The following is a 22,664-nucleotide window of genomic DNA, read 5'->3' as shown; positions in this document are numbered from 1 at the left end:
GCTGAAGGTGCGGTAACACGCACTGGAGGGCCGAACCCACGCCTGTTGAAAAAGTCGGGGATGAGCTGTGGCTAGGGGTGAAAGGCCAATCAAACTCGGAAATAGCTGGTTCTCCGCGAAATCTATTGAGGTAGAGCGTCATGTGTTGACCCTCGGGGGTAGAGCACTGGATGGGCTAGGGGGACCCAAAGTCTTACCAAACCTAACCAAACTCCGAATACCGAGACGTCTAGCGTGGCAGACAGACGGCGGGTGCTAAGGTCCGTCGTCGAGAGGGAAACAGCCCAGACCACCAGCTAAGGTCCCCAAATCGTGGCTAAGTGGGAAAGGATGTGGGAATTCCAAAACAACCAGGAGGTTGGCTTAGAAGCAGCCATCCTTTAAAGAAAGCGTAATAGCTCACTGGTCTAGTCAAGAAATCCCGCGCCGAAGATGTAACGGGGCTCAAGCCACGTACCGAAGCTGTGGGAACAGTGGTCAGTTGTCAGTCGTCAGTTTGCAGACAGGAATGCCGCGATGGCGGGGAATGTGCGCGATCTGAAGGTGTTTCAGCGTGCCTACCGATTATCGTTGGTGCTGCACCGAGCCAGCCTGGAGTGGCCTCGGGTGGAGCAGTATGGCGGGATCGCCGATCAGTTGCGGCGATCCGCGAAGGCGGTATGTGCCCTCATGGTCGAGGGTGGCGGCCGCCAGCCGGGTTCGAATGCCGAGTTCCGCCGCTATCTCTCGATGGCGATGGGATCGGCGGACGAAGCGAGGTTGTGGTGCGACTATGCCGCCGATCTGGAGTACGTCCCCCGCGCCACTGCGCTGGCGTGGCAAGACAAACTCTCGCAGATCGCGCGCATGCTGCATGGATTGCGCGACAGCCTGTCTGAAAACTGACGACTGACAACTGACCACTGTTCGGTAGCGGAGCGTTCCGTAAGCCTGCGAAGTTCTACCCGTGAGGGGGGATGGAGGTATCGGAAGTGCGAATGCTGACATGAGTAGCGACAAACAGAGTGAGAAACTCTGTCGCCGAAAGTCCAAGGGTTCCTGCGCAAGGTTAATCCGCGCAGGGTGAGCCGGCCCCTAAGGCGAGGGCGAAAGCCGTAGTCGATGGGAACGGGGTTAATACTCCCCGGCCTGCTGGTGGTGACGAATGACGGTAGTTGTGGGTCCTTATCGGATTGGACCTGCGGCGAAGTTGTTCCGGGAAATAGCCCCAGCGTATAGACCGTACCCGAAACCGACACAGGTGGACTGGTAGAGCATACCCAGGCGCTTGAGAGAACGATGCTGAAGGAACTAGGCAAATTGCTCGCGTAACTTCGGGATAAGCGAGACCCGTCCTTGGGCAACCAGGGGTGGGTGGCACAAAGCAGGGGGTAGCGACTGTTTAGTAAAAACACAGGGCTCTGCGAAGTCGAGAGACGACGTATAGGGTCTGACGCCTGCCCGGTGCCGGAAGGTTAAGAGGAGATGTGCAAGCATTGAATTGAAGCCCCGGTAAACGGCGGCCGTAACTATAACGGTCCTAAGGTAGCGAAATTCCTTGTCGGGTAAGTTCCGACCTGCACGAATGGCGTAACGACTTCCCCACTGTCTCCAGCATCGGCTCAGCGAAATTGAATTCCCCGTGAAGATGCGGGGTACCCGCGGTCAGACGGAAAGACCCTATGAACCTTTACTGCAGCTTTGCAGTGGCCTCAGAAGAGCGCTGTGTAGGATAGGTGGGAGGCTTTGAAGCTTGGGCGCTAGCTCAGGTGGAGCCAACCTTGAAATACCACCCTGAGCTCTGCTGATGTCTAACCGCGACCGGTCAGCCCGGTCCGGGACCCTGCATGGTGGGCAGTTTGACTGGGGCGGTCGCCTCCTAAAAAGTAACGGAGGCGCGCGATGGTGGGCTCAGGCCGGTCGGACATCGGCTGCTGAGTGCAATGGCACAAGCCCGCCTGACTGCGAGAGTGACAGCTCGAGCAGAGACGAAAGTCGGCCATAGTGATCCGGTGGTCCCGCGTGGAAGGGCCATCGCTCAACGGATAAAAGGTACTCTAGGGATAACAGGCTGATCTCCCCCAAGAGTCCACATCGACGGGGAGGTTTGGCACCTCGATGTCGGCTCATCACATCCTGGGGCTGGAGCAGGTCCCAAGGGTTCGGCTGTTCGCCGATTAAAGTGGTACGTGAGCTGGGTTTAGAACGTCGTGAGACAGTTCGGTCCCTATCTGCCGTGGGTGAAGGAGACTTGAGAGGATTTGTCCCTAGTACGAGAGGACCGGGATGAACAGACCTCTGGTGCACCGGTTGTCACGCCAGTGGCACCGCCGGGTAGCTATGTCTGGACAAGATAACCGCTGAAAGCATCTAAGCGGGAAACTTACCTCAAAACCAGGTCTCCCAGGGGGCAACCCCGAGAGGGCCGTGATAGACCATCACGTCGATAGGCCAGATGTATACGGGCGGCAACGTCCTCAGCTAACTGGTCCTAATCGCCCGAAGGCTCGATATCAGTGGTCAGTCGTCAGCGGTCAGAACAGATCGCCGATGATCGGACGCGACACACCATGCATGGAAATCATCCTCAGACATCCGCAGTCGAACGCTCGCTTGAACAGCCGCCGGCGGTCGAACCCCGGTGGTGTCCCGGTGGCGATCGGCGGCGCCGGCGAGCACAGCGCACATGGCACACACCCAGAACCGATCCGTCCCGCCGGCCCGATAACGGACGACTGATGACCGACCACTGAACAGGGCTGGACTGGACGACCTGGTGGCTATGGCGGGGAGCCTACACCCGATCCCATCCCGAACTCGGCCGTGAAAGTCCCCAGCGCCCATGGTACTGTGTCTCAAGGCACGGGAGAGTAGGTCGCCGCCAGGTCTTCCAGTCCAGCCCATGGACCGGGCCTCTAGATCAAATCCAGGGCCGTTGATCCAAGGGCCGGCCCCCCTCTCGGGCCACCGTCCAGGCGCGCACGATCCTGGCTTGAACAGACCGCTCAACCCACGTCAATCAGCTCCACGTCAATTGGCTCAACGGCAATCATCTGAGAAAACATACCGCAGAACCCGGTCGGCAGCCACAGTCAAAAGAGCCTCGCGCCGTCCGGCACGCCAACATCGCCAAGACACACGCTTTACCGCGGGGTGGAGCAGCCCGGTAGCTCGTCAGGCTCATAACCTGAAGGTCACAGGTTCAAATCCTGTCCCCGCAACCACTTAAATCCATTGATTTAGCGATGGAATTTGACTCCCTCTAGGCCTTTGGTGGCGACAGCCCTATTTTTGGACAGTGACAGGACAGCCAGGGTTCAGCGCGGCTTACACGTGCAGCTTCCGGTTCAAGCTGGAGTCGCCAGAACGCGGGTTCAATCATGGTTCGAAGTTTCGAAGCACACCGCGTCAGTTCCTAATGTGAGTCCGAACGTCCTTTTCTGCCAACCCCTTGGATTTCTGCCATCTTTCGAGTCGAAATTTGATCCGTCCCCCCATCTATCCCCGATTGATATGCCGAATAGTGGGATCTTGGGCGGCCGTCCCCGTGCTATTTCTCTATCGACAGCAGGTTCAGCACTGCGAGTGGCGCCAGCCGCGAAACACTCCTGCCGCGGCAGGAGGCACGTGCGGGTGAGCCCTCGAGCATTAGCGGTAGAGTGCGTCCTAGCGCTTCAGCACCTTGGCGATGTCGCCCCCGCGCAGGTGGGCGGACTGCGGCACGTCCCTGCCCAGCAACGGCCGGAGGTACTCCAGGAAGGCGGGCGTGACGTCGCTGCCCCAGGGTGCAATGAACTCATCCGGCATTACTTTGGTTTTGCCGCCAACCTTGGCCAGCTCCACCAGGGCGTAATCAATTGCGTAATTGCCGATGCGCCGGATCGTCACCGAGCCGTCAACGGCGCCCCAGATCGCCTGCTTAACCGCGAATTCGCCCACTTCGCGCGCCTCCCTCCGATCAACGTCAGAGGCGCAGCCTGCGAAAGAGCGTTGCAGATAGCCGAATGTATCGCCGCGCACGCGCTTGAGCCCGAGCTTGGATTTGATCTCCCCACACAGAAGATCACCAAGCGCGCCGGTGCCAGACAGTTGAACATTACCATGCGCATCCGTCTCCGCCGTCTTGGCAAGCTTGATCGAGAGCGGCGTGCCGTCGGTGTCGTGGATCCCTTCGGATAGTGCGACCACGCAACGCCCGAGCCTGTCATGGACCGTCTGGATCTCGGACAGGAATTTGGCTTTGTCGAAGGTGCGCTCGGGCAGATAGATCAGATGCGGACCGTCGCCCTCGACCGTACGTGCGGCGGCCGATGCGGCGGTCAAGAATCCGGAATGACGGCCCATCACGACCGCGACGTAGACGCCCGGCAGCGAGCGATTGTCGAGGTCGGCTCCCATGACCGCCTGGGCCACGAAACGCGCCGCCGACGGAAAGCCTGGCGCATGGTCGTTTTCCATCAGATCGTTGTCGATGGTCTTGGGAATGTGGATGGAGCGCAGGTCGTAGCTCTCCCTTGCCGCCTCCTCGCTGACGATGCGCACGGTGTCGGCCGAATCGTTGCCGCCGATATATAGGAACCAGGACGCGCCATGAGCCTTCAGCGATGCGAAAATGTTCCGGCAATAGGCCAGATCGGGCTTGTCCCGCGTCGAGCCCAGGGCCGAGGACGACGTGGCCGCGACTGCTTCGAGGTTGGCCCGGCTTTCGACCGAAAGGTCGACAAAATCCTCGTCCACGATGCCGCGCACCCCGTAGCGCGCGCCATAGATCCGCTCGATCTGAGGAAACAGTCGCGCTTCGAGCACGGCACCGACCAGGGATTGATTGATCACCGCCGTTGGGCCACCGCCCTGCGCAATCACTAGCTTGCCGCTTCGCATTGCCTTTGCCTCCGTGTTAACTCGGACCTCGTAGGTTGCTTTGAAAGCATTCAGTATGGTGCCAGCACGGTTTGGTGTGGTGGCCAATGTTGGGTCATGGGTGCGAAGGTCAGCCATGGCGGGACATCGTATTTGGGGCCGAAGACATGGCCTTCTAGCCGGCCGGCAGATCGAGGTCTATCGATGCAACCATTCCCCGCATGGTGGTGCTGGCCAACTTAATAGGGCCGCATCCCAGCTCAGTCGGCCGCCGCCAACAACGCTGCTGGTCTTTCGCCCTGCTGGCCGGCAAGGTCGCGGTAGATCGTGAGGTAATCCTGGGCCATGCGGCGAGCCGTAAATCGCGCCGTGAATCTTGCTCGCACATGCTTGCGCGACAGTTGATCGAGGGCCGCCACGGCTGCGATGGCTCCAGCCTCGTCCTCGACGATCGTGCCCGTGACGCCATCGTCGATGATTTCGGGCACCGACCCACGGTTGAACGCGATGACCGGCGTACCGCAGGCCATGGCCTCGACCATCACCAGCCCAAACGGCTCGGGCCAGGCAATCGGCATGAGCAGCGCGATTGCACCAGAGAGAAACGCGGGCTTCTCCGCGTCGGTGATCTCGCCCACCATTTCCACGCCACCGTCACGCAGCATCGGGCGAATGACACCGTCGAAATAGGGCTGGTCCGTCCTGTCTACCTTCGCCGCCATCTTAAGCGGGATGCCGCAGGCCCGCGCGATGCGAATGGCACAGTCCGGACCCTTTTCCGGCGCGATCCTGCCTAGGAAGGCAAGATATTCGGGCTTCCTACGCTCCTGCGGCACGAGCAGCCCAGCGGGCAAGCCATGATAAACGGTTTTCAGATAGCACGCGTCAGGTAGCGGTTTCCGTTGGCTATCCGAAATGCTGATCAGGGGCACGTGCGGGAATGCTTTGAAGACGGGCTTTAATTCGGCAAGGTCGAGCCGGCCATGCAACGTCGTCACGAACGGCGTGTGCTGCCGAGTGAACAGGCTGAAAGGCAGATAGTCCATGTGGAAGTGCATGATGTCGAATTCGTCAGCTCGCCTGCGAACGGCTTCCAACTGCAGCATGTGGGGCGCGAGCGGGTCGCGGATCGAAGGGTCTAACCGTAACGCCCGGGGCGTTACCGCGTGAAGTTCAGCTCCGGTCAGTGAATCTCCGCTGGCGAACAAGGTGACGTGATGGCCGAGCGCGACCAATTCCTCGGTCAAGAAAGAGACGACCCGCTCGGTGCCGCCATAGAGCTCGGGTGGAACCGCTTCGTACAACGGAGCGATCTGGGCAATACGCATGGCTAGGAGCTCCCGTCAGATCTTCGGGCGGCCGGCCGCCCGAAGACCGGCTGCAAGACCAGCTTTATCGAAGTCACCCCAGTATCTTATCTGTCGGCTATGATGCCGCGGTAGGTTCGGAAAACCCCTATGCAGTTCTGTTGGCGGCTGCGGTGGCGGACCTGCCGAGCGGGATTGATGTCCTCGGTAAAAGCATGCAACCGCGTAAATGAGTAGTTTCCGAGCCTATCCTGGTCGCCGGCCTGCCATTTAATACGGCCCTAACAAGCCGCCCGTAGCCGCAACCCTGTGTGTCGCCTGCGCGCCTTCTTGGGGCACCAATAGCCTAAAATAAACCGCGACGCGCAGGTAGCACATGACCGTCCGTGATTCACCGGCACCTCAATCTGCTCCAGTCGGGGCTCTGCAAGCGGCCATTTTTGACGTCGACGGCGTCCTGCTCGCATCACCCCATGAACGGGCCTGGCGGGAAGCACTGGCCGGATTCGCCGATCCGGCACTGTTCACGACGGCACTCTATCAGCGGGTTGTCGCCGGGAAGCCGCGCATGAGTGGAGCGCGCGCCGCGCTTGAGGCGCTGGGCGTGAAGGATGTCGAGCACCAGGTCGTGCGCTATGCCGACCGCAAGCAGAAGCGGCTGGAGGCGTTGATCGAGGAGGGAAGCGTTGCTGCGTTCCCGGACGCGGTCCGTTTCGTTCAGGCATTGGCCGGGTTGGGCTGGCCCATGGCGGTGGCATCGTCCTCCAAAAACGCTAACGGAATGATGCGGTTGATCCATCTCGGCTCCGGTCAAAGCCTGCTCGACGTGTTCAGCGCCAATGTCTGCGGGCGGGACTTGCCGAGGGGCAAGCCCGATCCGGCGATCTTTCTGATGGCTGCCGCCGAACTGCATATTGATCCTTTCCATTGTTTCGTCATCGAGGATGCCCCAGCCGGCGTCCAGGCAGCTCGCGCAGGCAACATGATGGCGCTCGGCGTCGCCCGGAACAGCGACGTGGCATCGCTGCGGACGGCGGGAGCGGAGCTCGTGGTAACAAGTCTGGATGACGTGGCCGTCGAGGCGTTGGTTGACGGCCGGCTATGCGGGCGGGCGGTATGACCGCGATCGACTCCATGGATCCGGTCCAGGCCCCGACCGCTGACCCGGACTGGATCTTCAGCGTGGATGGCTACGATCCGCTTCGTGAGAACAGCGTTGAATCGCGCTTCGCGATCAGCAACGGTTTGCTCGGCATAAGGGGCGCACGGTCGACCACCAGGGGCGAGCGTTGGGTTGTTCCAGCTCGGACCTATGTTGCCGGGCTCTTCGATGCTTCCGGTGCGGGACACGCCACCAGAGGTCTCGTCCCGGCCGCCGACTGGTTGCGGGTGCGCATCCTGCTGGCGGGCAGCCCGCTGCTGCACCATCCGGGCGATATGTCGTCACACCATATGACGCTCGACATGAGGCGCGGCTTACTGCTCAGCGAAGGTCGACATTTTCACCCGCCGAACCTCGGCTTTCATGTGCGGACCTCGCGGCTTGTATCGGTCGATGACCGCGCGATCGGGTTGCAACTGATTCAAGTGGAGATCGAACAGGGTGAGATCGATGCCACTTTCGAAGCGTCGTTCGAAGGGGTAGAACTCGGACTTGTAGCCGACCGGTTCGACCAGGATCTTGGCATTTGGCACACCTCGCATTCGGGGAAGCGTCTCGCCATGGCAGCGGCGTCGTCGCTTCAAATCGACGATCGAGATGTTCCACCGACCGCTCTCGGCCCGTTGAGATGGTCCTGGAGTTGGAAAACCCGCCCTGGACAGGTCATCTGTTTCCAGCGTTGCGTCGCCATCGTGCGCGGCGACACACCGGACCATGATCCAGGCCTGCAGGCCCGCGAGAAGCTCGGTTTAGCTCAACATGTGGGTTGGCGCGGCGTCGTCATGGCACATCAGGCGGCCTGGGCGAACCGCTGGCACAGCAGCGATATCGAAGTCGATGGCGACGCGAGCGCACGGCGCGCGTTGCGGTTCGCCGTCTATCACCTAAACAGCGCAGCCAATCCGAACGACGAGCGTGTCTCAATCGGTGCCCGCGCGTTGACCGGCTCCGACTATCATGGCCATGTGTTCTGGGACACCGAGATCTTCCTGCTTCCATTCTATATTCTAACGTGGCCTGAAGCAGCACGCGCGCTACTGATGTATCGGTTCCGTACGCTCGAAGGCGCACGAGCGAAAGCCGCCGGGATGGGCTGGCGCGGCGCGCTCTATGCCTGGGAATCTGCCGATACCGGCGCGGAAATGACGCCGGATCAAGTGATCGGTCCGGATCACCAGCTCGTCGACGTGCTGTGCGGCAAGCAAGAGCAACACATCAGCGCCGACGTCGCGTACGCTGTCTGGCAGTACTGGCAGGGGACTGGGGATGCGGCTTTCCTGCTCGATGCGGGTGCTGAAATCTTGCTTGAAACCGGCCGATTCTGGGCTAGCCGTGCTCAACCCGCGACCGATGGTCATTGTCATATCCGGGGTGTCATCGGGCCGGACGAGTATCACGAACAGATCGACGACAATGCCTACACAAACGTCATGGCGCGCTGGAATATCCACCGCGCCCTTGAGGTCGCCGCACTGCTGCGCGAGCGTTGGCCTTCACGATGGGCGACGCTTGCCAGCCGTCTGGGGCTGAAGGACGCCGAACTGGACCAATGGCTGCACGTTGCCACAGTGATCGCGACTGGTCTCGACCCCAAGACGGGACTTTTTGAGCAGTTCGCCGGCTATTTCACAAGGGAACCAATCGAGCTGAAGGACTATGCGGGCCGCACGGTCCCAATGGATGTGATCCTTGGACGAGAGCGCACGCAAGCATCACAGGTCCTCAAACAGGCTGACGTCGTCGCTCTGCTTGGACTATTGCCCGAAGAATTTCCGCGCGATTCGGTGGCAAGAAACTTCCGCTACTACGAGCCTCGATGCAGCCACGGCAGTTCATTGAGCCCCGCCATGCATGGGCTTGTTGCCGCTCGGTTGGGCGATACCGAGATGGCGCTGCGCTTCTTTCGTCAGACGGCGGCGATTGATCTCTCGGAGACACATGTGGAGGCCGATGGCGGCATTCATATCGCGGCGCTGGGCGGCCTCTGGATGCTCGCGGTGTTTGGCTTCGCCGGGCTGTCGTTGCGCGACGAGGGCGTGGCGATCGACCCACACCTTCCGGCCGGCTGGGACAGCATGGCTTTCCGGGTACAGTGGCGCGGACGCGGCCTCAAAGTCAGGATCGACCAAAGACAGCAGACTATCGAGGCCACGCTGGAAGCCGGCGAGCCGATAAGCGTAATCGTGGGCGGCGAACCAAACCAACTCGGCTCCGCCGCTTCTATTTCGGTCCCAATGAAAAGCCCGACGAGCCAGTCCCGCCCGCTAGTCCGCTATCCCGCGTCGGTCTGAGACGATGCGCACCGACGGAGCCAATGACGTCGCGCAAAGCCGAGGACAGATCGGTGTGGCGGCGGAGCCTGCTCCGGCATGGTCACTGGTGTTCGACGAGTTTGATCCGGCCAAGGAAGGAATCCGTGAAGCCCTGTGCACTTTGGGGAACGGTTATTTCGCCACGCGTGCGGCCGCGACGTGGGCGGTGGCGGATGGCGTGCATTATCCGGGGACCTATTTGGCCGGCGGCTACAACCGGCTGCGGACTGATATCGCTGGCCGCGTCGTCGAGAACGAGGATCTAGTCAATTTCCCGAACTGGCTCGCGCTAGAATTTCGCATCGGCGACGACGGCTGGTTCGGGTTCGCAAGCGTTACTATTTTATCCTATCGCCAGGAACTTGATTTGCGACATGGTTTGCTGTTGCGCAATATACACTTCGAGGACCACCAGGGGCGGCGGAGCCGGTTGCGGGAGCGCCGCTTCGTGTCGATGCATGATATGCATCTGGGCGCGCTGGATCTGGTGCTGACGGCGGAAAACTGGTCTGGGGCCGTGACCGTCCGTTCGGCCATCGATGGACGGGTCGTCAACGCCGGCGCAAAGCTGTATCTACAATATAACGGAAACCACCTGCAGCCACAGGCTGCCGAGGCCGTTGGAGAGGATGCCATCTGCCTGCTGGTGCGAGCCTCCCAGTCGCATGTCGTTGTCGCTCAGGTAGCAAGAACGCAAATGTTCCTCGATGGCCGGGTTGCCGAGATGCAGCGCCGGGTCATTAAAGAGCCTGGCTATATCGGTCATGAAACGACCGTCGATATGAAGCAGGGCGAGACCTTGGCAGTGGAGAAGCTGGTCTCTCTCTATACGTCGCGGGACAACGCGATTTCGGAATGCGGGCTGGCGGCGAGAAGAGCCGTCGCACGGGCCCCCCGATTCGATGTGCTGAAGGCAGATCATTTGCTGGCCTGGAAGAATTTGTGGAACCGGTTCGACGTGCGTATCCAGCATACCGGTCCCGCCGCCACGCTGAACCTGTCGATGCTGCTCCGGCTGAACATGTTTCATCTGCTGCAAACCGCTTCCCTTCATTCCATAGGCCTCGACACGGGCATCCCTGCGCGTGGTTGGACGGGAGAGGCCTACCAGGGTCACATCTTCTGGGACGAGCTCTTCATCTTCCCGTTCTTCAACTACCGCTTACCGGAGATCACTCGGGCGCTGCTGATATACCGCTATCGCCGCCTGGGCGAAGCGCGCGTGGCCGCCAAAGCCGCCGGATTTAGGGGAGCGATGTTTCCCTGGCAGAGCGGCAGCGACGGACAGGAGGAGACTGATACCCTCAATCTCAATCCGCGGTCGAAGCGCTGGGTGCGTGACAATTCCTATCTCGAGCGTCATGTGGGATGTGCCGTGGCCTACAACGTGTGGCAGTACTTTCAGGTCACGCGTGATACCGAGTTTTTGGACTTCTACGGTGCCGAGCTGCTGCTGGAAGTCGCGCTTTTCTGGTCCAGCATTGCGGTCTTTGACGACGAGCGCGGACGTTACGAAATCCGCGGGGTGATGGGCCCAGACGAGTTTCACGACGCCTACCCGGATGCAGCGACGCCCGGCGTCAACAATAACGCCTATACGAACGTCATGGCCGTATGGGTGTTATGCCGGGCCATGGAGGTGCTCAACCTGCTGTCGGGGATGCGGCGTGCCGAGCTCACGGCGCGGTTTGACATATCCGCGGAGGAGATCTCGCGGTGGGATGACATTAGTCGCAGGATGTATGTGCCGTTTCATGATGACGGCATCATCAGCCAGTTCGAGGGCTATGGCGCGCTGCGGGAGCTCGATTGGCAGAACTACCGTGCGCGATATGGCGACATCCAGCGCCTCGATCTCATTCTGGAGGCGGAGAATGACAGCCCGAACCGCTACAAGCTGTCGAAGCAGGCCGACGTCGTCATGTTGTTTTATCTGTTCTCATCGGAGGAACTTGGCGAGCTGCTCACTCGCTTGGGTTATCCGCCTGACTACGACACAATACCGAAGAACGTCGCCTACTATGCAGCGCGCACGTCGCACGGGTCTACGCTGTGCCGTGTGGTCTATGCCTGGGTGTTGGCGCGTTCCGACCGGCAAAGTGCCATGGCCTTCTTCGCCGAGGCGCTGCAAAGCGATGTCGCTGACATCCAGCACGGAACCACCGCGGAAGGCGTGCACCTTGGAGCCATGGCGGGCACCGTTGATCAGGTGCTGCGCGTCTCCACGGGCATCGAGGTCAAGGGGGACGTTCTGCGGTTAAATCCCGAATTGCCGCCGGAAATGCAGCGCTTCGAGATGCACATCCGCTATCGTGGGCATTCAATCGATCTGGAACTCACGCGCGACGCCCTCACGGTCCGTGGGGATGATCGCGACGCAGCGCCAATCGCATTGTGCGTTGCGGATAAGACCTACCAATTCGTGAGCGGCACAACCCGTGTATTCGGGTTGAATGAGACAACGAAGGGATCGCTTCTCGAAACGGATTAGCAGAGGCGAAGGGCGGCGAGCTGTCGGCAGCGGGCACCACGCGCTTTGCTGCTATCGCTTGCGATCCGTTGGCTGTCACCTGACGGCGGCTTGCGCACCCATCGGCGTGCGCCGGTATGAGTAGTTTCCGAGTCTGCCCCGAGCGATCGGTCGGCCACTATAGTGGTAGCAGGCAAGGTCTCGGCCGGCGCCCTCGCCGATTGCGCTGCCTTGGACCGCTGGCACGCCAATGCAGCCGCGGTTTCGCACAGTTGATGCGTCACACGACACACATAAGGAGTCACGAGAAATGGACTTACCCGTCGTAACCCGAGATTCTTCGACTCGCCCCGATGGCAAAGTGTTTCCCGACAGGCAGGGGGCGCTTGAGTCAGACGAACTTCGTCGGATGGACGCCTACTGGAGGGCGGCCAACTATCTGTCGGTTGGACAGATTTATTTGTACGATAATCCGTTGCTGCGCGAGCCCTTGACGCTTGATCATGTAAAACCGTTAGTGGTTGGGCATTGGGGCACAACCCCAGGCCAGAACTTCATCTATGTGCATTTGAACCGTGTCATCAAGAAGTATGACCTGGACATGTTCTACGTCGCGGGTCCTGGTCACGGTGGCCCGGCGATCGTCGGCCAGACCTATCTTGAGGGCACGTGGAGCGAGGTTTATCCGAACGTCACCCAGGACGAAGCCGGACTGAAAAAGCTGTTCACGCAGTTCTCCTTTCCGGGCGGCATTTCTAGCCACGTGGCGCCGACCACCCCAGGGTCGATTCATGAAGGTGGTGAACTCGGGTATTCGCTCAGTCATGCGTTCGGGGCGGCTTTTGACAATCCCGGTCTGATCGTCGCTTGCGTCATCGGCGACGGCGAGGCTGAAACCGGACCACTGGCGACTGCATGGCAGTCGAACAAATTCCTCAGTGCGGCGACCGATGGGGCCGTACTGCCGATCCTTCACCTGAATGGCTTTAAGATCAGCAATCCGACGGTTCTGTCACGGATAGAGCATCAGGAGCTGGAGCAATATTTCCAGGGCTGCGGCTGGACCCCCTACTTCGTGGAAGGTGACGATCCGGACACGATGCATCGGCTTATGGCCGCGACCATGGATAAGGCCATTGAAGACATCCGACTGATCCAACAAAACGCACGCGATCGGAATGATGCGCCGCGGCCGCGTTGGCCAATGATTGTCCTTCGGTCGCCGAAAGGCTGGACGGGGCCGAAAGAGGTCGACGGCTTGCAGGTCGAGGGTACGTTCCGCGCTCATCAAGTGCCGCTGCTCGTGGACCCCGACCATCCCGAGCATGTTGCGCAGCTTGAGGCCTGGATGAAAAGCTACCGCGCCGAGGAACTGTTCGATGACACTGGCCAACTGATCCCGGAACTGGCCGAGTTGGCGCCGAAGGGCGATCGGCGGATGGGGTCCAATCCCCATACCAATGGCGGCCTTCTGCTGCACGACCTGCGGATGCCGGACTTTCATTTGCATGCCGTAACAGTCCCTTCGCCGGGCGTTGTGGATGCACAGGACACGATGGTGCTGGGCCAGTTCCTGCGTGACACGGCCAAACTGAACGTCGCCGAACGGAATTTCCGCATATTCGGCCCAGACGAGACGTTGTCGAATCTGCTGGGTGCGGTCTTTGAGGTAACCAACCGCCAGTGGGACGCGCGCGAGGCCCCCAATGACGAATTCCTGGCGCCGACCGGGCAGGTGCTCGACTCTATGCTCAGTGAACACCAGTGCCAGGGTTGGCTAGAGGGATACCTTCTCACAGGCCGCCACGGGCTCTTCAACAGCTATGAGGCTTTCATTCGCATCGTCGACTCGATGTTCAGCCAGCACGCGAAATGGCTGAAGGTCACGCGGGAATTGGCCTGGCGCCGGCCGATCTCTTCGCTGAACTACCTGCTCGCCTCCCACGTGTGGCAACAGGACCACAACGGATTCACCCATCAGGATCCGGGCTTCCTTGACCACGTCATAAACAAGAAGGCCGACGTCGTGCGGGTTTACTTGCCGCCTGATGCCAATTGTCTTCTATCGGTCTTCGACCACTGCCTGCGCAGCCGGAATTACGTCAACGTGGTGGTCGCCGGCAAACATGCATTGCCGCAATGGCTGAACATGGATGCCGCGGTTATTCATTGCACGGAAGGACTTGGCATCTGGCAGTGGGCCAGCAACGACCAGGGTAGTGAGCCGGACGTAGTGATGGCGTGCTGCGGAGACACGCCGACGCTGGAAGTTCTGGCGGCTGTATCCATCCTTCGCCAGCATCTGCCCGAACTGAAAATCCGGGTCGTTAACGTCGTTGATCTGATGCGGCTGCAGTCGGCTAGCGAGCACCCGCACGGTCTGAGCGATCAGGACTACAACTCGATCTTCACGACTGACAAGCACATCATCTTTGGCTTCCATGGTTATCCGTGGCTGGTTCACCGCCTGACGTACCGGCGCACCAACCGCAACCTCCATGTCCGGGGTTACAAGGAAGAAGGCACCATCACAACCGCCTTCGACATGCGTGTGCAGAACGACCTCGACCGCTTCCATCTGGTGCAGGACGTCGTGGACCGCGTGCCGGGACTCGGTGGCAAGGGCGACTATCTGAAGCAGATGGTCCGCGACAAGCTGATCGAGCACAAGATTTACATCGACAAGCACGGGCGGGACCTGCCGGAGATCAGGGACTGGAAATGGGGCAGTTCCGCATGACAGATCTTCGCAACATCGCGAGAAGGTTGGTCGCCGGCGGCAAGGGCCTGCTGGCGATGGACGAAAGCAATGCAACCTGTAACAAACGATTTGCGGCGGCGGGCATTCCCCAGACCGAGGACGCCCGCCGCGCCTACCGGGAGCTGATCATCACTGCGCCCGGTCTCAGTGAAACGATCAGCGGGACGATCCTTTATGATGAAACGATCCGTCAGACGAAGAAAGACGGGACACCATTCGTCAAAATACTTGTCGATTCTGGTATCATCCCCGGCGTCAAGGTCGATGTCGGCGCCAAGGATCTGGCGGGGCATCCCGGAGAGAAGATCACGGAAGGGCTCGACGGGTTACGTGAGCGCCTGAAGGGATACTTTCAAATGGGTGCTCGTTTCGCCAAATGGCGCGCGGTGATCGCTGTGGGCGACGGGATCCCCAGCCGCGGTTGCATCGAGGCTAACGCGCAGGCCTTGGCCCGGTACGCTTCGCTGTGCCAGGAAACCGGGCTGGTTCCCATCGTTGAACCGGAAGTCCTCATGGATGGCGAACACACTCAGAGGCAGTGTCGTGTGGTGACCGAAGAGGTATTGCATAACGTGTTCGACCAGCTTTACGCGCAACGGGTGATGCTGGAGGGGATGATCCTGAAGCCCAACATGGTGCTCGCAGGATTGACCTGTCACAGGCAGGACAACCTGGACGAAGTGGCGGAGGCCACGGTCGAATGTCTTCTGCGCGTCGTGCCCGCCTCGGTTCCCGGAATTGCATTCCTCTCCGGCGGCCAGTCTGGTGAACTGGCCTCTGCCCGTTTGAATGCCATGAACTTGCTGGCCAGGTCGCCGAAATTTCGGCTGCCGTGGGCGCTTGCATTCTCGTTTGCCCGCGCGATCCAGCATCCCGCCTTGGATGTATGGCACGGTCAGGATGCCAACGTTCCGGCAGCGCAGCAGGCCTTGTTGCATCGGGCCAAGTGCAACCTGGCTGCGTTGAACGGTGAGTATTCCGCCGCAATGGAAAAGACATGACGCTTCGGTTCTACGTCATCCGGCACGGCGAAACCGAGTGGTCGCTGTCCGGCCAGCACACCGGTCGGACAGACCTTCCCCTGACCACGCGCGGTGAGGACGAAGCACGCGCACTCATCCCATGGCTCAGTCATGTCCAGTTTGTTCAGGTGCTCACCAGCCCGCTGCAACGCGCCCGGCGGACCTGCGAATTGAGCGGACTCGGGGCGGCGGCGGAGGTGGAACCGGATCTGGCCGAATTGAACTATGGCGATTATGAAGGCCGGCGGTCCCAGGACATTCACAAGGACCGGCCAGATTGGAACGTCTTCCGCGACGGTTGTCCGAATGGAGAGACGCCTGGACAAGTATCCGACCGCGCCGATCAGCTTATTGCTCATCTTTGCACACAGCATGGAAACGTCGCACTGTTTTCGCACGGTCAGTTCTCGCGTGCATTTGCCATCCGATGGCTCGAATTATCGGTTGCTGAATCATGCCATTTCATGTTCGGCACGGCATCGCTCAGCATCCTGGGTTTTGATCCGAGCCATCCCGAGACGAGGGTAATTGACCTCTGGAACGCCACGCCGGATATGCTGACAAGCGACGGCTTATAGAACAGCAGCAAGAAAATAAGGTTGTCTGATTAAGTATATGAACTAATAAATGAGGTGTTCGCCGTACGCCAACCCAGTGATCGCGGGTTCGCGTACGAGTTGATTCGAAGGTGCCCCCGTGCAAGTATTGTAGCGGTGATGCTTTCAAAGAATGAAGAAGCCGATGCTCGCGACGAGCATCACGGCGGTTGCAAGCCAGCCGCCGATGAGCATTGGAAGCGAGAGAGTAAGGCGCCCCATGATGCGGCCATTGCCGGCTATGAGCATGATCACGGTCATCACAGGCGCCGCGAGCACGCCATTGACGACCGCGCTCCAATAGAGTGCTTTGACCGGGTCCAACCGTGTGAAGTTCAATCCGACGCCCACCATGGTCGACACCGCGATTGTGGCATAGAACGACTTCGCCTGTAAAAGGCGACGATCCAGGCCATGCCGCCACTTGAACGCCTCGGACAAAGCATAGGCACTCGAACCCGCCAGGACCGGAACTGCTAGCAGCCCGGTGCCGATGATACCGGTCGCGAAGACCGCGAAGGTGAACTCTCCCGCGATCGGACGCAGTGCATTCGCCGCCTGTGACGAGGTTTGGATATCCGTCACGCCGCTGGCATTCAGGGTCGCCGAAGTTGCAAAAATGATGAAGATGGCGATCAGGTTTGAAACGCCCATGCCGACGACGGTGTCGGTCCGGATACGCTTGAACTGCGGTGTCGCGATTCCGGGCGTCACGCAAAGCGGCGGAGTTCCGCGACGCAGACGATCCTCGACCTCCAGGGCCGACTGCCAGAAGAACAGATACGGGCTGATCGTGGTGCCGAGAACGGCTACCAGCGCCATCGCGTGATCCGCGTCCAGCACCAGATTTGGCACGACCGTGGCAAACAACGCCCGTCGCCACGGAACATGCACGGTGAAGACCACGGCAACGTATGCGAACAGGGACACGGTCAACCATTTCAGCAGACCTGCGTAGACGGCGTAGGTAATAAAGATTTCGGCTACGACGCAGAGTATGCCGAAGCCAACGGTGTAAAGGCGTGCGCTACCGCCAAGAAGGAGACGCAGTGCGGCTCCCATCGCGCCGAGATCAGCGCCCAGGTTGATCGTGTTGGCGACCAGTAGTAGCAGAACGACGGATCGGGCCAGCCAAGGGCTGTAGTGGCGCCGCAAGTTGTCCGAGATGCCTCGTCCGGTCACACATCCAATGCGGCCACTGATCTCCTGGATGATGATCATGAATGGAAGGCTGAACAGCATGGTCCAGGCCAAGCCATACCCGAACTGCGCCCCGACCTGACTATAGGTTGCTATACCGCTCGGATCGTCATCGGCGGCGCCAGTGATCAATCCCGGGCCGAGCCGCCGAAGCATGCTTGGTGGCGATTGAGACATGATCGAGGGCTTCGGGGGAAGTCTCATTTGTGGCCCTGGAGCGGTTAAGGCGGATGAGCGGCTGATATTGGCAGTCAAGCCAAGTCTCATCTTGCCCTGAAGGCTGGCGTATGGTTACCGATCGGATCGAATGAGTCTTGTTGTGCATCCGGTCAGCCCGTCAGTTCGGGGCGCTGCACCCGCCGCAGCATCCGCCGGCACGGGTGGGGTCTTAAGCTGAAAGCTACCTAATAATGCCATGCTCATTGCTCGCAGCCGCGACCAGCGCCAACCGAGCCAATGCCGGCAGTGACCTGGTGCCGGTTTTTGTCATGATCGCAGCTCGATGATTTTCGACTGTGCGCTGACTGATGCCAAGGTCCGCGGCGATTATCTTGCTGGGATGGCCGGCGAGAACCATCTCCATGACCTGATGCTGCCGTGGCGTCAGCCCAGCGATGTGGCCCGCCGCATCCTGCCGCCATGCCGACAGCTTTTCGGAATCCCGGGACTGTTCCAGAGCCCGATCGACACTGGCTAGAAGTTCGCCGCGGCTGATCGGCTTCTCGATAAAGTCGGATGCCCCTTGCTTCATGGCCTCGACCGCGATCTGAACGTCGCTGTTGCCGGTTATCATGATGGCCGGCAGGCCATGGCCCGCGTCGTGCAGCCGCCGCAGCAGTGTCAGGCCATCCATGCCGGGAAGATAAGCGTCGATCACAAGGCAAGCCTCCCGACCGGGATGAAATGCCGTCAGGAACGCCTCGCAACTCTCATAATCTTCAACGGCTCTATTGTCGTCTTCCAGCACGGCGCGGATTGCCCGGCGAATACCGTCATCGTCGTCGACGATGAAAATGACCGGCGGTCCGCTGTTGCCGGGAACTTCGCCCGGCCGCGGCACACGCGCCTGAACCGCGGCCCGTGACAGCGGTAGTAGACGTTGGATCGCCTGCACCAGTTCCTTCAGCTTGACCGGCTTGTTGAGCAGTACACAGTCCTGCAGTGCCACCTTGCTTGAAATCGCGGTCGATATGTCGCCGGTCAGGATGATGGTCGGGACCGGACGACCAAGCTCCTCCCGTAGCAGCGTGGCCACCTCCGGGCCATTCATGCCGTTCGGCAGATTGTAATCCGCAAGTATAAGGTCAGGCCGTGCCATCCCGCCCGCGACGAGATCCCGCGCCGTGACGCCGTCATAAGCCGTCGCGACCTCATGGCCCTCGTCGCGGAGGAAAATCTCCAGAAGTTCGCGCACGTCCGGATCGTCTTCGACGATGAGGATCGAGCCTGTGTGGCGGGATTTCCCATTCCCCTTTTCCGCCAGGAGTCGCTGGTGCCTGGACGGCGAAGCGGGTTCGGGTGGGAGCTTCACTGCGACGGAAAAGACCGACCCGCTGCCGGAACGTGATTGCACCCGGACCTGATGACCGAGAAGCGCGCCCAGCCGGTGCACGATGGAAAGGCCGAGACCCAGACCGCGGCTGCGTTCCCTGGCGGCGTTGTCGAGCTGATGATACTCCTCGAAGATCGCTTGAAGCTGATCATCGGGAATGCCGATTCCGGTGTCCCAGACTTCGATGCTCAGCTTTCCCTTGTGCCGGCGGCAACCCAGCAGGATCTTGCCATGCCGGGTGTATTTTAGTGCATTCGAAAGCAGATTGCGGATCATCTGCTCCAGCAGACGAGGATCGCTGCTGATCCACAGGCCACACTGGACGACCCGAAGGGCAAGGCCCTTTGCCTGGGCGTGGTAGATAAACTCATCGCCCAACTGCTCCAACAGACCGGCGACTGGAAAACTGGTGATCTCGGCGTGGACCGTCCCGGCTTCGATCTGATTGATATCGAGTAATGTGTTCAACATTCCCGACATCGCGCCCAGCGTCTCATCCAGCCGCGTGAGCAGCCTTTTCGCCTTTTCCGTTTCGACATTCTTTGCCAGCAGTCCCTGGACCAGAGCCAGGGTCTGCAGTGGCTGGCGCAGGTCGTGGCTTGCAGCCGCCAGGAAGCGCGATTTGGCGGCGTTGGCTTGATCGGCCTGTCGCTTCGCGACCTGCAGTTCATCGGCCACATGCCGCCGCTCGGTGATGTCGGCGAAGGTGATGACAACGCCTTCCACACCGTCGTTCTGGGTACGATAGGGTAGCACGCGGCGGATGAAGCAGGTGCCGTTTCGCGCTTCAATCTCGCGCTCCACCGGTTCCAGGGTCCGCAGAACCGTGGCGGCATCGATCACCAGAGTATCATCCATGGCCAACGAGCTCAGATCCGACAGCGGACGCCCGATGTCGCTGGGGATGATCGCGAACAGCGCCTTCGTCGTCGGCGTGAAAAACCGGATGTTCAGACTCCTGTCCAGGAACAGCGTCGCGACATCGGTGCTGTACAGCACGTTCTGCAGATCATTGGCGGTCGTGCGCTGCCGCTCCAATGTCTCCTGCAACTGGCTGTTCAGCGCGGTCAATTCCTCATTTAGCGACTGCAGTTCCTCCTTCGACGTCAACAGCTCCTCATTGGTGGATTGGTATTCCTCCTGCACCGACAAGGCTTCTTCGTTGATTGCCTTTTGCTCTTCGCCGGAAAACTCCAGGTTATGGATGGCGCCTTGCAGTTCGGTTCGGGTTGCTTCCAGCTCCTGTTCCAGTTCGGCGACGCGCGGCACGTCGTTTGCGACGACTGATTTGTAGGGGGCTGGTCCGGTTTTCGGGTCGTCGACGAAGCATATCAGGAACAGTTCCTCACCCACGCTGCGGAAAGGCTGCACCGCAATGCTGAACGTTCCGGGATAGCCCTGCTCGCTGGTCCGGCCGCCCGTAATCGTGACGCGGGTGTTCTCCTGCGCGGCCCGCTGGATCGCGGAGCGAAGCTTGGTGCGCACGCCCTGCCGAGCCATGGCGAGCAGATCCTGCGAGGGGTGTCCGGGCACGACGCGCAGGAAGCGGTCTGTCGGGCCAAGCGAATACAGGCATTCGTGCTTATGGTTGATGAGAACCGCGGCCGGCGCGTAGGTGTCCATCACCATGCGCCGGCACAGTTCCGCGAGGATCGCCTGGCGTGACGGTGCCGCGCCTTGGGCCGCCCGAACGGGTGCCCGCACGCCATCGCTGGTGCCGCGAAGAAATCCAAAGTCCGCTGGGCGGCCATGGCCAATGTGGCGATAGACACGCTCCGGCTTGGACACAATCTTGAACCGGTCGTCGGCCGCGTCCGCGGTCTCCGATGTTCCGAGCAACAGAATGCCATCCTCGCGTAAGGCGAAGTCAAACACCGCCAGAATCTTGATCTGTGCTTCGGGGCGCAGATAGATCAGCAGATTTCGGCACGAGACGAAATCGATGCGAGAGAACGGTGGATCGGACAGCACATCCTGCACCGTGAATACCACCGAAGCGCGTAGCTCGGGCGAGACACGATAACGTTGTTCTTCCTTCGAGAAGAAACGAGCAAGCCTAGCGGCCGAGATATCTGTCTCGATGGTGCCCGGATAACAGCCCTCTTGCGCGCTGGCGACTGCATCGGGATCAACATCGGAGGCGAACACCTGAAGCTTGATGTCAAGCTTGGCGGCGGTGATTTCCTCGCGGAACAGCATGGCGAGGGAGTATGTTTCCTCACCCGTGCTGCAACCGGCTATCCAGATCCGGATCGGCTTGTTGGGGGCGTGACTGTGGACCAAATCGGGGATGATCTTCGCCGCCAGGAGATCGAAGACCTGTTGATCGCGGAAGAAGCCGGTGACGTTGATCAGGAGGTCCTTTGCGAGGAGGGCGAGTTCGTTCGGGTCGCTGCGCAGGATCTGGATATAGCGATTGACGTCGGTGACGCCGCCCGGTGCCATGATCATGCGCCGCTCTATCCGTCGCTGAAGCGTTCCTGGTTTGTAGAGCGTGAAATCGTGGGCGGTTTTGGCGCGCAAAAGATCAATGATTTCAGGCAATCGTGCCTCGGCCGCATCCTGCGCGAGCACTTTTCTTCGCGCATCCGAGGTGCGGAGCAGGTGCTTCGCCAGCAGCTCTGGAATTTTGCCCACTGGCAGAACGCAATCGACGTCGCCGGTCATGATGGCGGCTCGTGGCATGCCGCCGAAGCCGGCTTCCTCGGGATCCTGCGCGATCACCAGACCACCCTTTTGCTTCACGGTGCTCAGGCCGAGGCTGCCATCCGCGCCAGTGCCCGAGAGAATCAGACAAATGGCGCGGGCCCCGCAGGCGGTCGCCATTGATTGCAACAGAAAATCGAACGGCAGGCGGGCACCGTGGCGAGCCTGGGGCTGGGAGAGGTGCAGGGCGCCGTCCACAACCGACAGATAGGTTCCAGGGGGTATGATGTAGAGATGCTCGGTCTGCAGCGGTAGGCCCTCGGTCGCCTGCAGCACGGTCATTGACGTGTGGCTGGCCAGCAGATCCGCCATCATGCTTTCATGGGTTGGATCGAGGTGCTGGATCAGGATGAGGGCCATGCCGCAATTGGCTGGCAGGGCGGCTAAAAATTTCCGGCACGCATCGAGCCCGCCGGCGGACGCGCCAATCCCGATAATCGGGAATGCAGCGGTATCGACGGGCGCCCCGCTTGCAAGAAGCCGCTGGGCCGGTGGAACTGCATCGGCGTGATCCGTCCGGCTTTCTGGCATGCGTGGTTCTTTCGATCGGCACCAGCGATTTCAGCGCGCGATAAGCGACAAGTTTAACACCTGTAAGGTTTTTGAGCGACTCCTGACTGTATTGATCAGGCACAAGCCGGCCGCTGAGTAGTTTCCGAGGCTGCAGCGACGGGCTGGTCGTCAGTATAACTAAAACTCGGCACGCGCCGGAGACGGTTCGAAGCCCTTGGGAGGAC

The 22,664-nt window shown here is 60.3% G+C and carries 10 protein-coding genes, 1 tRNA gene and 2 rRNA genes (1 of these 13 cut by a window edge); 9 read left to right on the top strand and 4 right to left on the bottom strand.

What is annotated here, in order from left to right; translation table 11 throughout:
- The 3 genes from ACQY4T_RS20740 to ACQY4T_RS20730 form a co-directional block, all read left to right on the top strand.
- Positions 1-2,494 (top strand): 23S ribosomal RNA (locus ACQY4T_RS20740) (it extends 695 nt beyond the left edge of the window).
- A gap of 257 nt (positions 2,495-2,751) precedes the next feature.
- Positions 2,752-2,866, top strand: a 5S ribosomal RNA gene (rrf, locus tag ACQY4T_RS20735).
- A 260-nt stretch (positions 2,867-3,126) separates the two neighbouring features.
- A tRNA-Met gene (locus tag ACQY4T_RS20730) sits at positions 3,127-3,203 on the top strand.
- 442 nt (positions 3,204-3,645) lie between these two features.
- Here the strand turns inward: ACQY4T_RS20730 and ACQY4T_RS20725 are convergent.
- Positions 3,646-4,860, bottom strand: a complete 1,215-nt coding sequence (locus ACQY4T_RS20725; protein ID WP_428534564.1) for a 6-phosphofructokinase — start codon at positions 4,858-4,860, stop codon at positions 3,646-3,648.
- Between the two features lie 239 nt (positions 4,861-5,099).
- Positions 5,100-6,167, bottom strand: coding sequence for a glycosyltransferase family 4 protein (locus tag ACQY4T_RS20720; protein ID WP_428534562.1), 1,068 nt, complete (start codon positions 6,165-6,167; stop codon positions 5,100-5,102).
- A gap of 355 nt (positions 6,168-6,522) precedes the next feature.
- On the opposite strand from ACQY4T_RS20720, the gene ACQY4T_RS20715 reads away from it, so the two are divergent.
- The 6 genes from ACQY4T_RS20715 to ACQY4T_RS20690 all read left to right on the top strand — a co-directional run bounded on the left by ACQY4T_RS20715 (position 6,523) and on the right by ACQY4T_RS20690 (position 16,451).
- Positions 6,523-7,266, top strand: coding sequence for an HAD family hydrolase (locus ACQY4T_RS20715; protein ID WP_428534560.1), 744 nt, complete (start codon positions 6,523-6,525; stop codon positions 7,264-7,266).
- Complete coding sequence (locus tag ACQY4T_RS20710) at positions 7,263-9,599, top strand: glycoside hydrolase family 65 protein (protein ID WP_428534558.1); 2,337 nt, start codon at positions 7,263-7,265, stop codon at positions 9,597-9,599. Before ACQY4T_RS20715 ends, ACQY4T_RS20710 begins: the two co-directional genes overlap by 4 nt.
- 4 nt (positions 9,600-9,603) lie before the next feature.
- Positions 9,604-12,111 (top strand): glycoside hydrolase family 65 protein, encoded by a 2,508-nt coding sequence (locus ACQY4T_RS20705; protein ID WP_428534556.1) that lies wholly within the window; start codon positions 9,604-9,606, stop codon positions 12,109-12,111.
- 340 nt (positions 12,112-12,451) lie between these two features.
- Positions 12,452-14,830 carry a phosphoketolase family protein gene (locus ACQY4T_RS20700; protein WP_428543016.1) on the top strand — a complete coding sequence of 793 codons (2,379 nt, stop codon included), beginning with the start codon at positions 12,452-12,454 and terminating at the stop codon, positions 14,828-14,830.
- A complete protein-coding gene (locus ACQY4T_RS20695) occupies positions 14,812-15,852 on the top strand; it encodes a class I fructose-bisphosphate aldolase (protein ID WP_428534554.1) in 1,041 nt (346 codons plus the stop codon). The genes ACQY4T_RS20700 and ACQY4T_RS20695 overlap by 19 nt, the downstream gene beginning before the upstream one ends.
- Entirely contained in the window at positions 15,849-16,451 is a 603-nt protein-coding gene (locus ACQY4T_RS20690) for a histidine phosphatase family protein (RefSeq protein WP_428534552.1), read from the top strand. Before ACQY4T_RS20695 ends, ACQY4T_RS20690 begins: the two co-directional genes overlap by 4 nt.
- A 144-nt stretch (positions 16,452-16,595) precedes the next feature.
- Here ACQY4T_RS20690 and ACQY4T_RS20685 read toward each other — a convergent pair whose 3' ends face one another.
- Together ACQY4T_RS20685 and ACQY4T_RS20680 are read right to left on the bottom strand one after the other, a co-directional pair.
- The gene (locus tag ACQY4T_RS20685; protein ID WP_428534550.1) at positions 16,596-17,846 is read right to left on the bottom strand and encodes an NRAMP family divalent metal transporter; all 1,251 of its coding nucleotides are present in this window, start codon (positions 17,844-17,846) and stop codon (positions 16,596-16,598) included.
- Between the two features lie 223 nt (positions 17,847-18,069).
- Entirely contained in the window at positions 18,070-22,458 is a 4,389-nt protein-coding gene (locus ACQY4T_RS20680) for a chemotaxis protein CheB (protein WP_428534548.1), read from the bottom strand.
- Positions 22,459-22,664 lie beyond the last annotated feature (206 nt).

Source organism: Rhodopila sp. (assembly GCF_965277825.1).
In the GTDB taxonomy this organism is placed as follows: Bacteria; Pseudomonadota; Alphaproteobacteria; order Acetobacterales; family Acetobacteraceae; genus Rhodopila.
This window is presented reverse-complemented; position numbering and strand designations above follow the sequence as displayed.

Coding starts and splice junctions, on each gene's coding strand:
- ACQY4T_RS20680 (WP_428534548.1), bottom strand. CDS start 22,458: ATGCCAGAAAGCCGGACGGATCACGCCGATGCAGTTCCACCGGCCCAG.
- ACQY4T_RS20695 (WP_428534554.1), top strand. CDS start 14,812: ATGGGGCAGTTCCGCATGACAGATCTTCGCAACATCGCGAGAAGGTTG.
- ACQY4T_RS20720 (WP_428534562.1), bottom strand. CDS start 6,167: ATGCGTATTGCCCAGATCGCTCCGTTGTACGAAGCGGTTCCACCCGAG.
- ACQY4T_RS20725 (WP_428534564.1), bottom strand. CDS start 4,860: ATGCGAAGCGGCAAGCTAGTGATTGCGCAGGGCGGTGGCCCAACGGCG.
- ACQY4T_RS20705 (WP_428534556.1), top strand. CDS start 9,604: ATGCGCACCGACGGAGCCAATGACGTCGCGCAAAGCCGAGGACAGATC.
- ACQY4T_RS20690 (WP_428534552.1), top strand. CDS start 15,849: ATGACGCTTCGGTTCTACGTCATCCGGCACGGCGAAACCGAGTGGTCG.
- ACQY4T_RS20710 (WP_428534558.1), top strand. CDS start 7,263: ATGACCGCGATCGACTCCATGGATCCGGTCCAGGCCCCGACCGCTGAC.
- ACQY4T_RS20715 (WP_428534560.1), top strand. CDS start 6,523: ATGACCGTCCGTGATTCACCGGCACCTCAATCTGCTCCAGTCGGGGCT.
- ACQY4T_RS20685 (WP_428534550.1), bottom strand. CDS start 17,846: ATGTCTCAATCGCCACCAAGCATGCTTCGGCGGCTCGGCCCGGGATTG.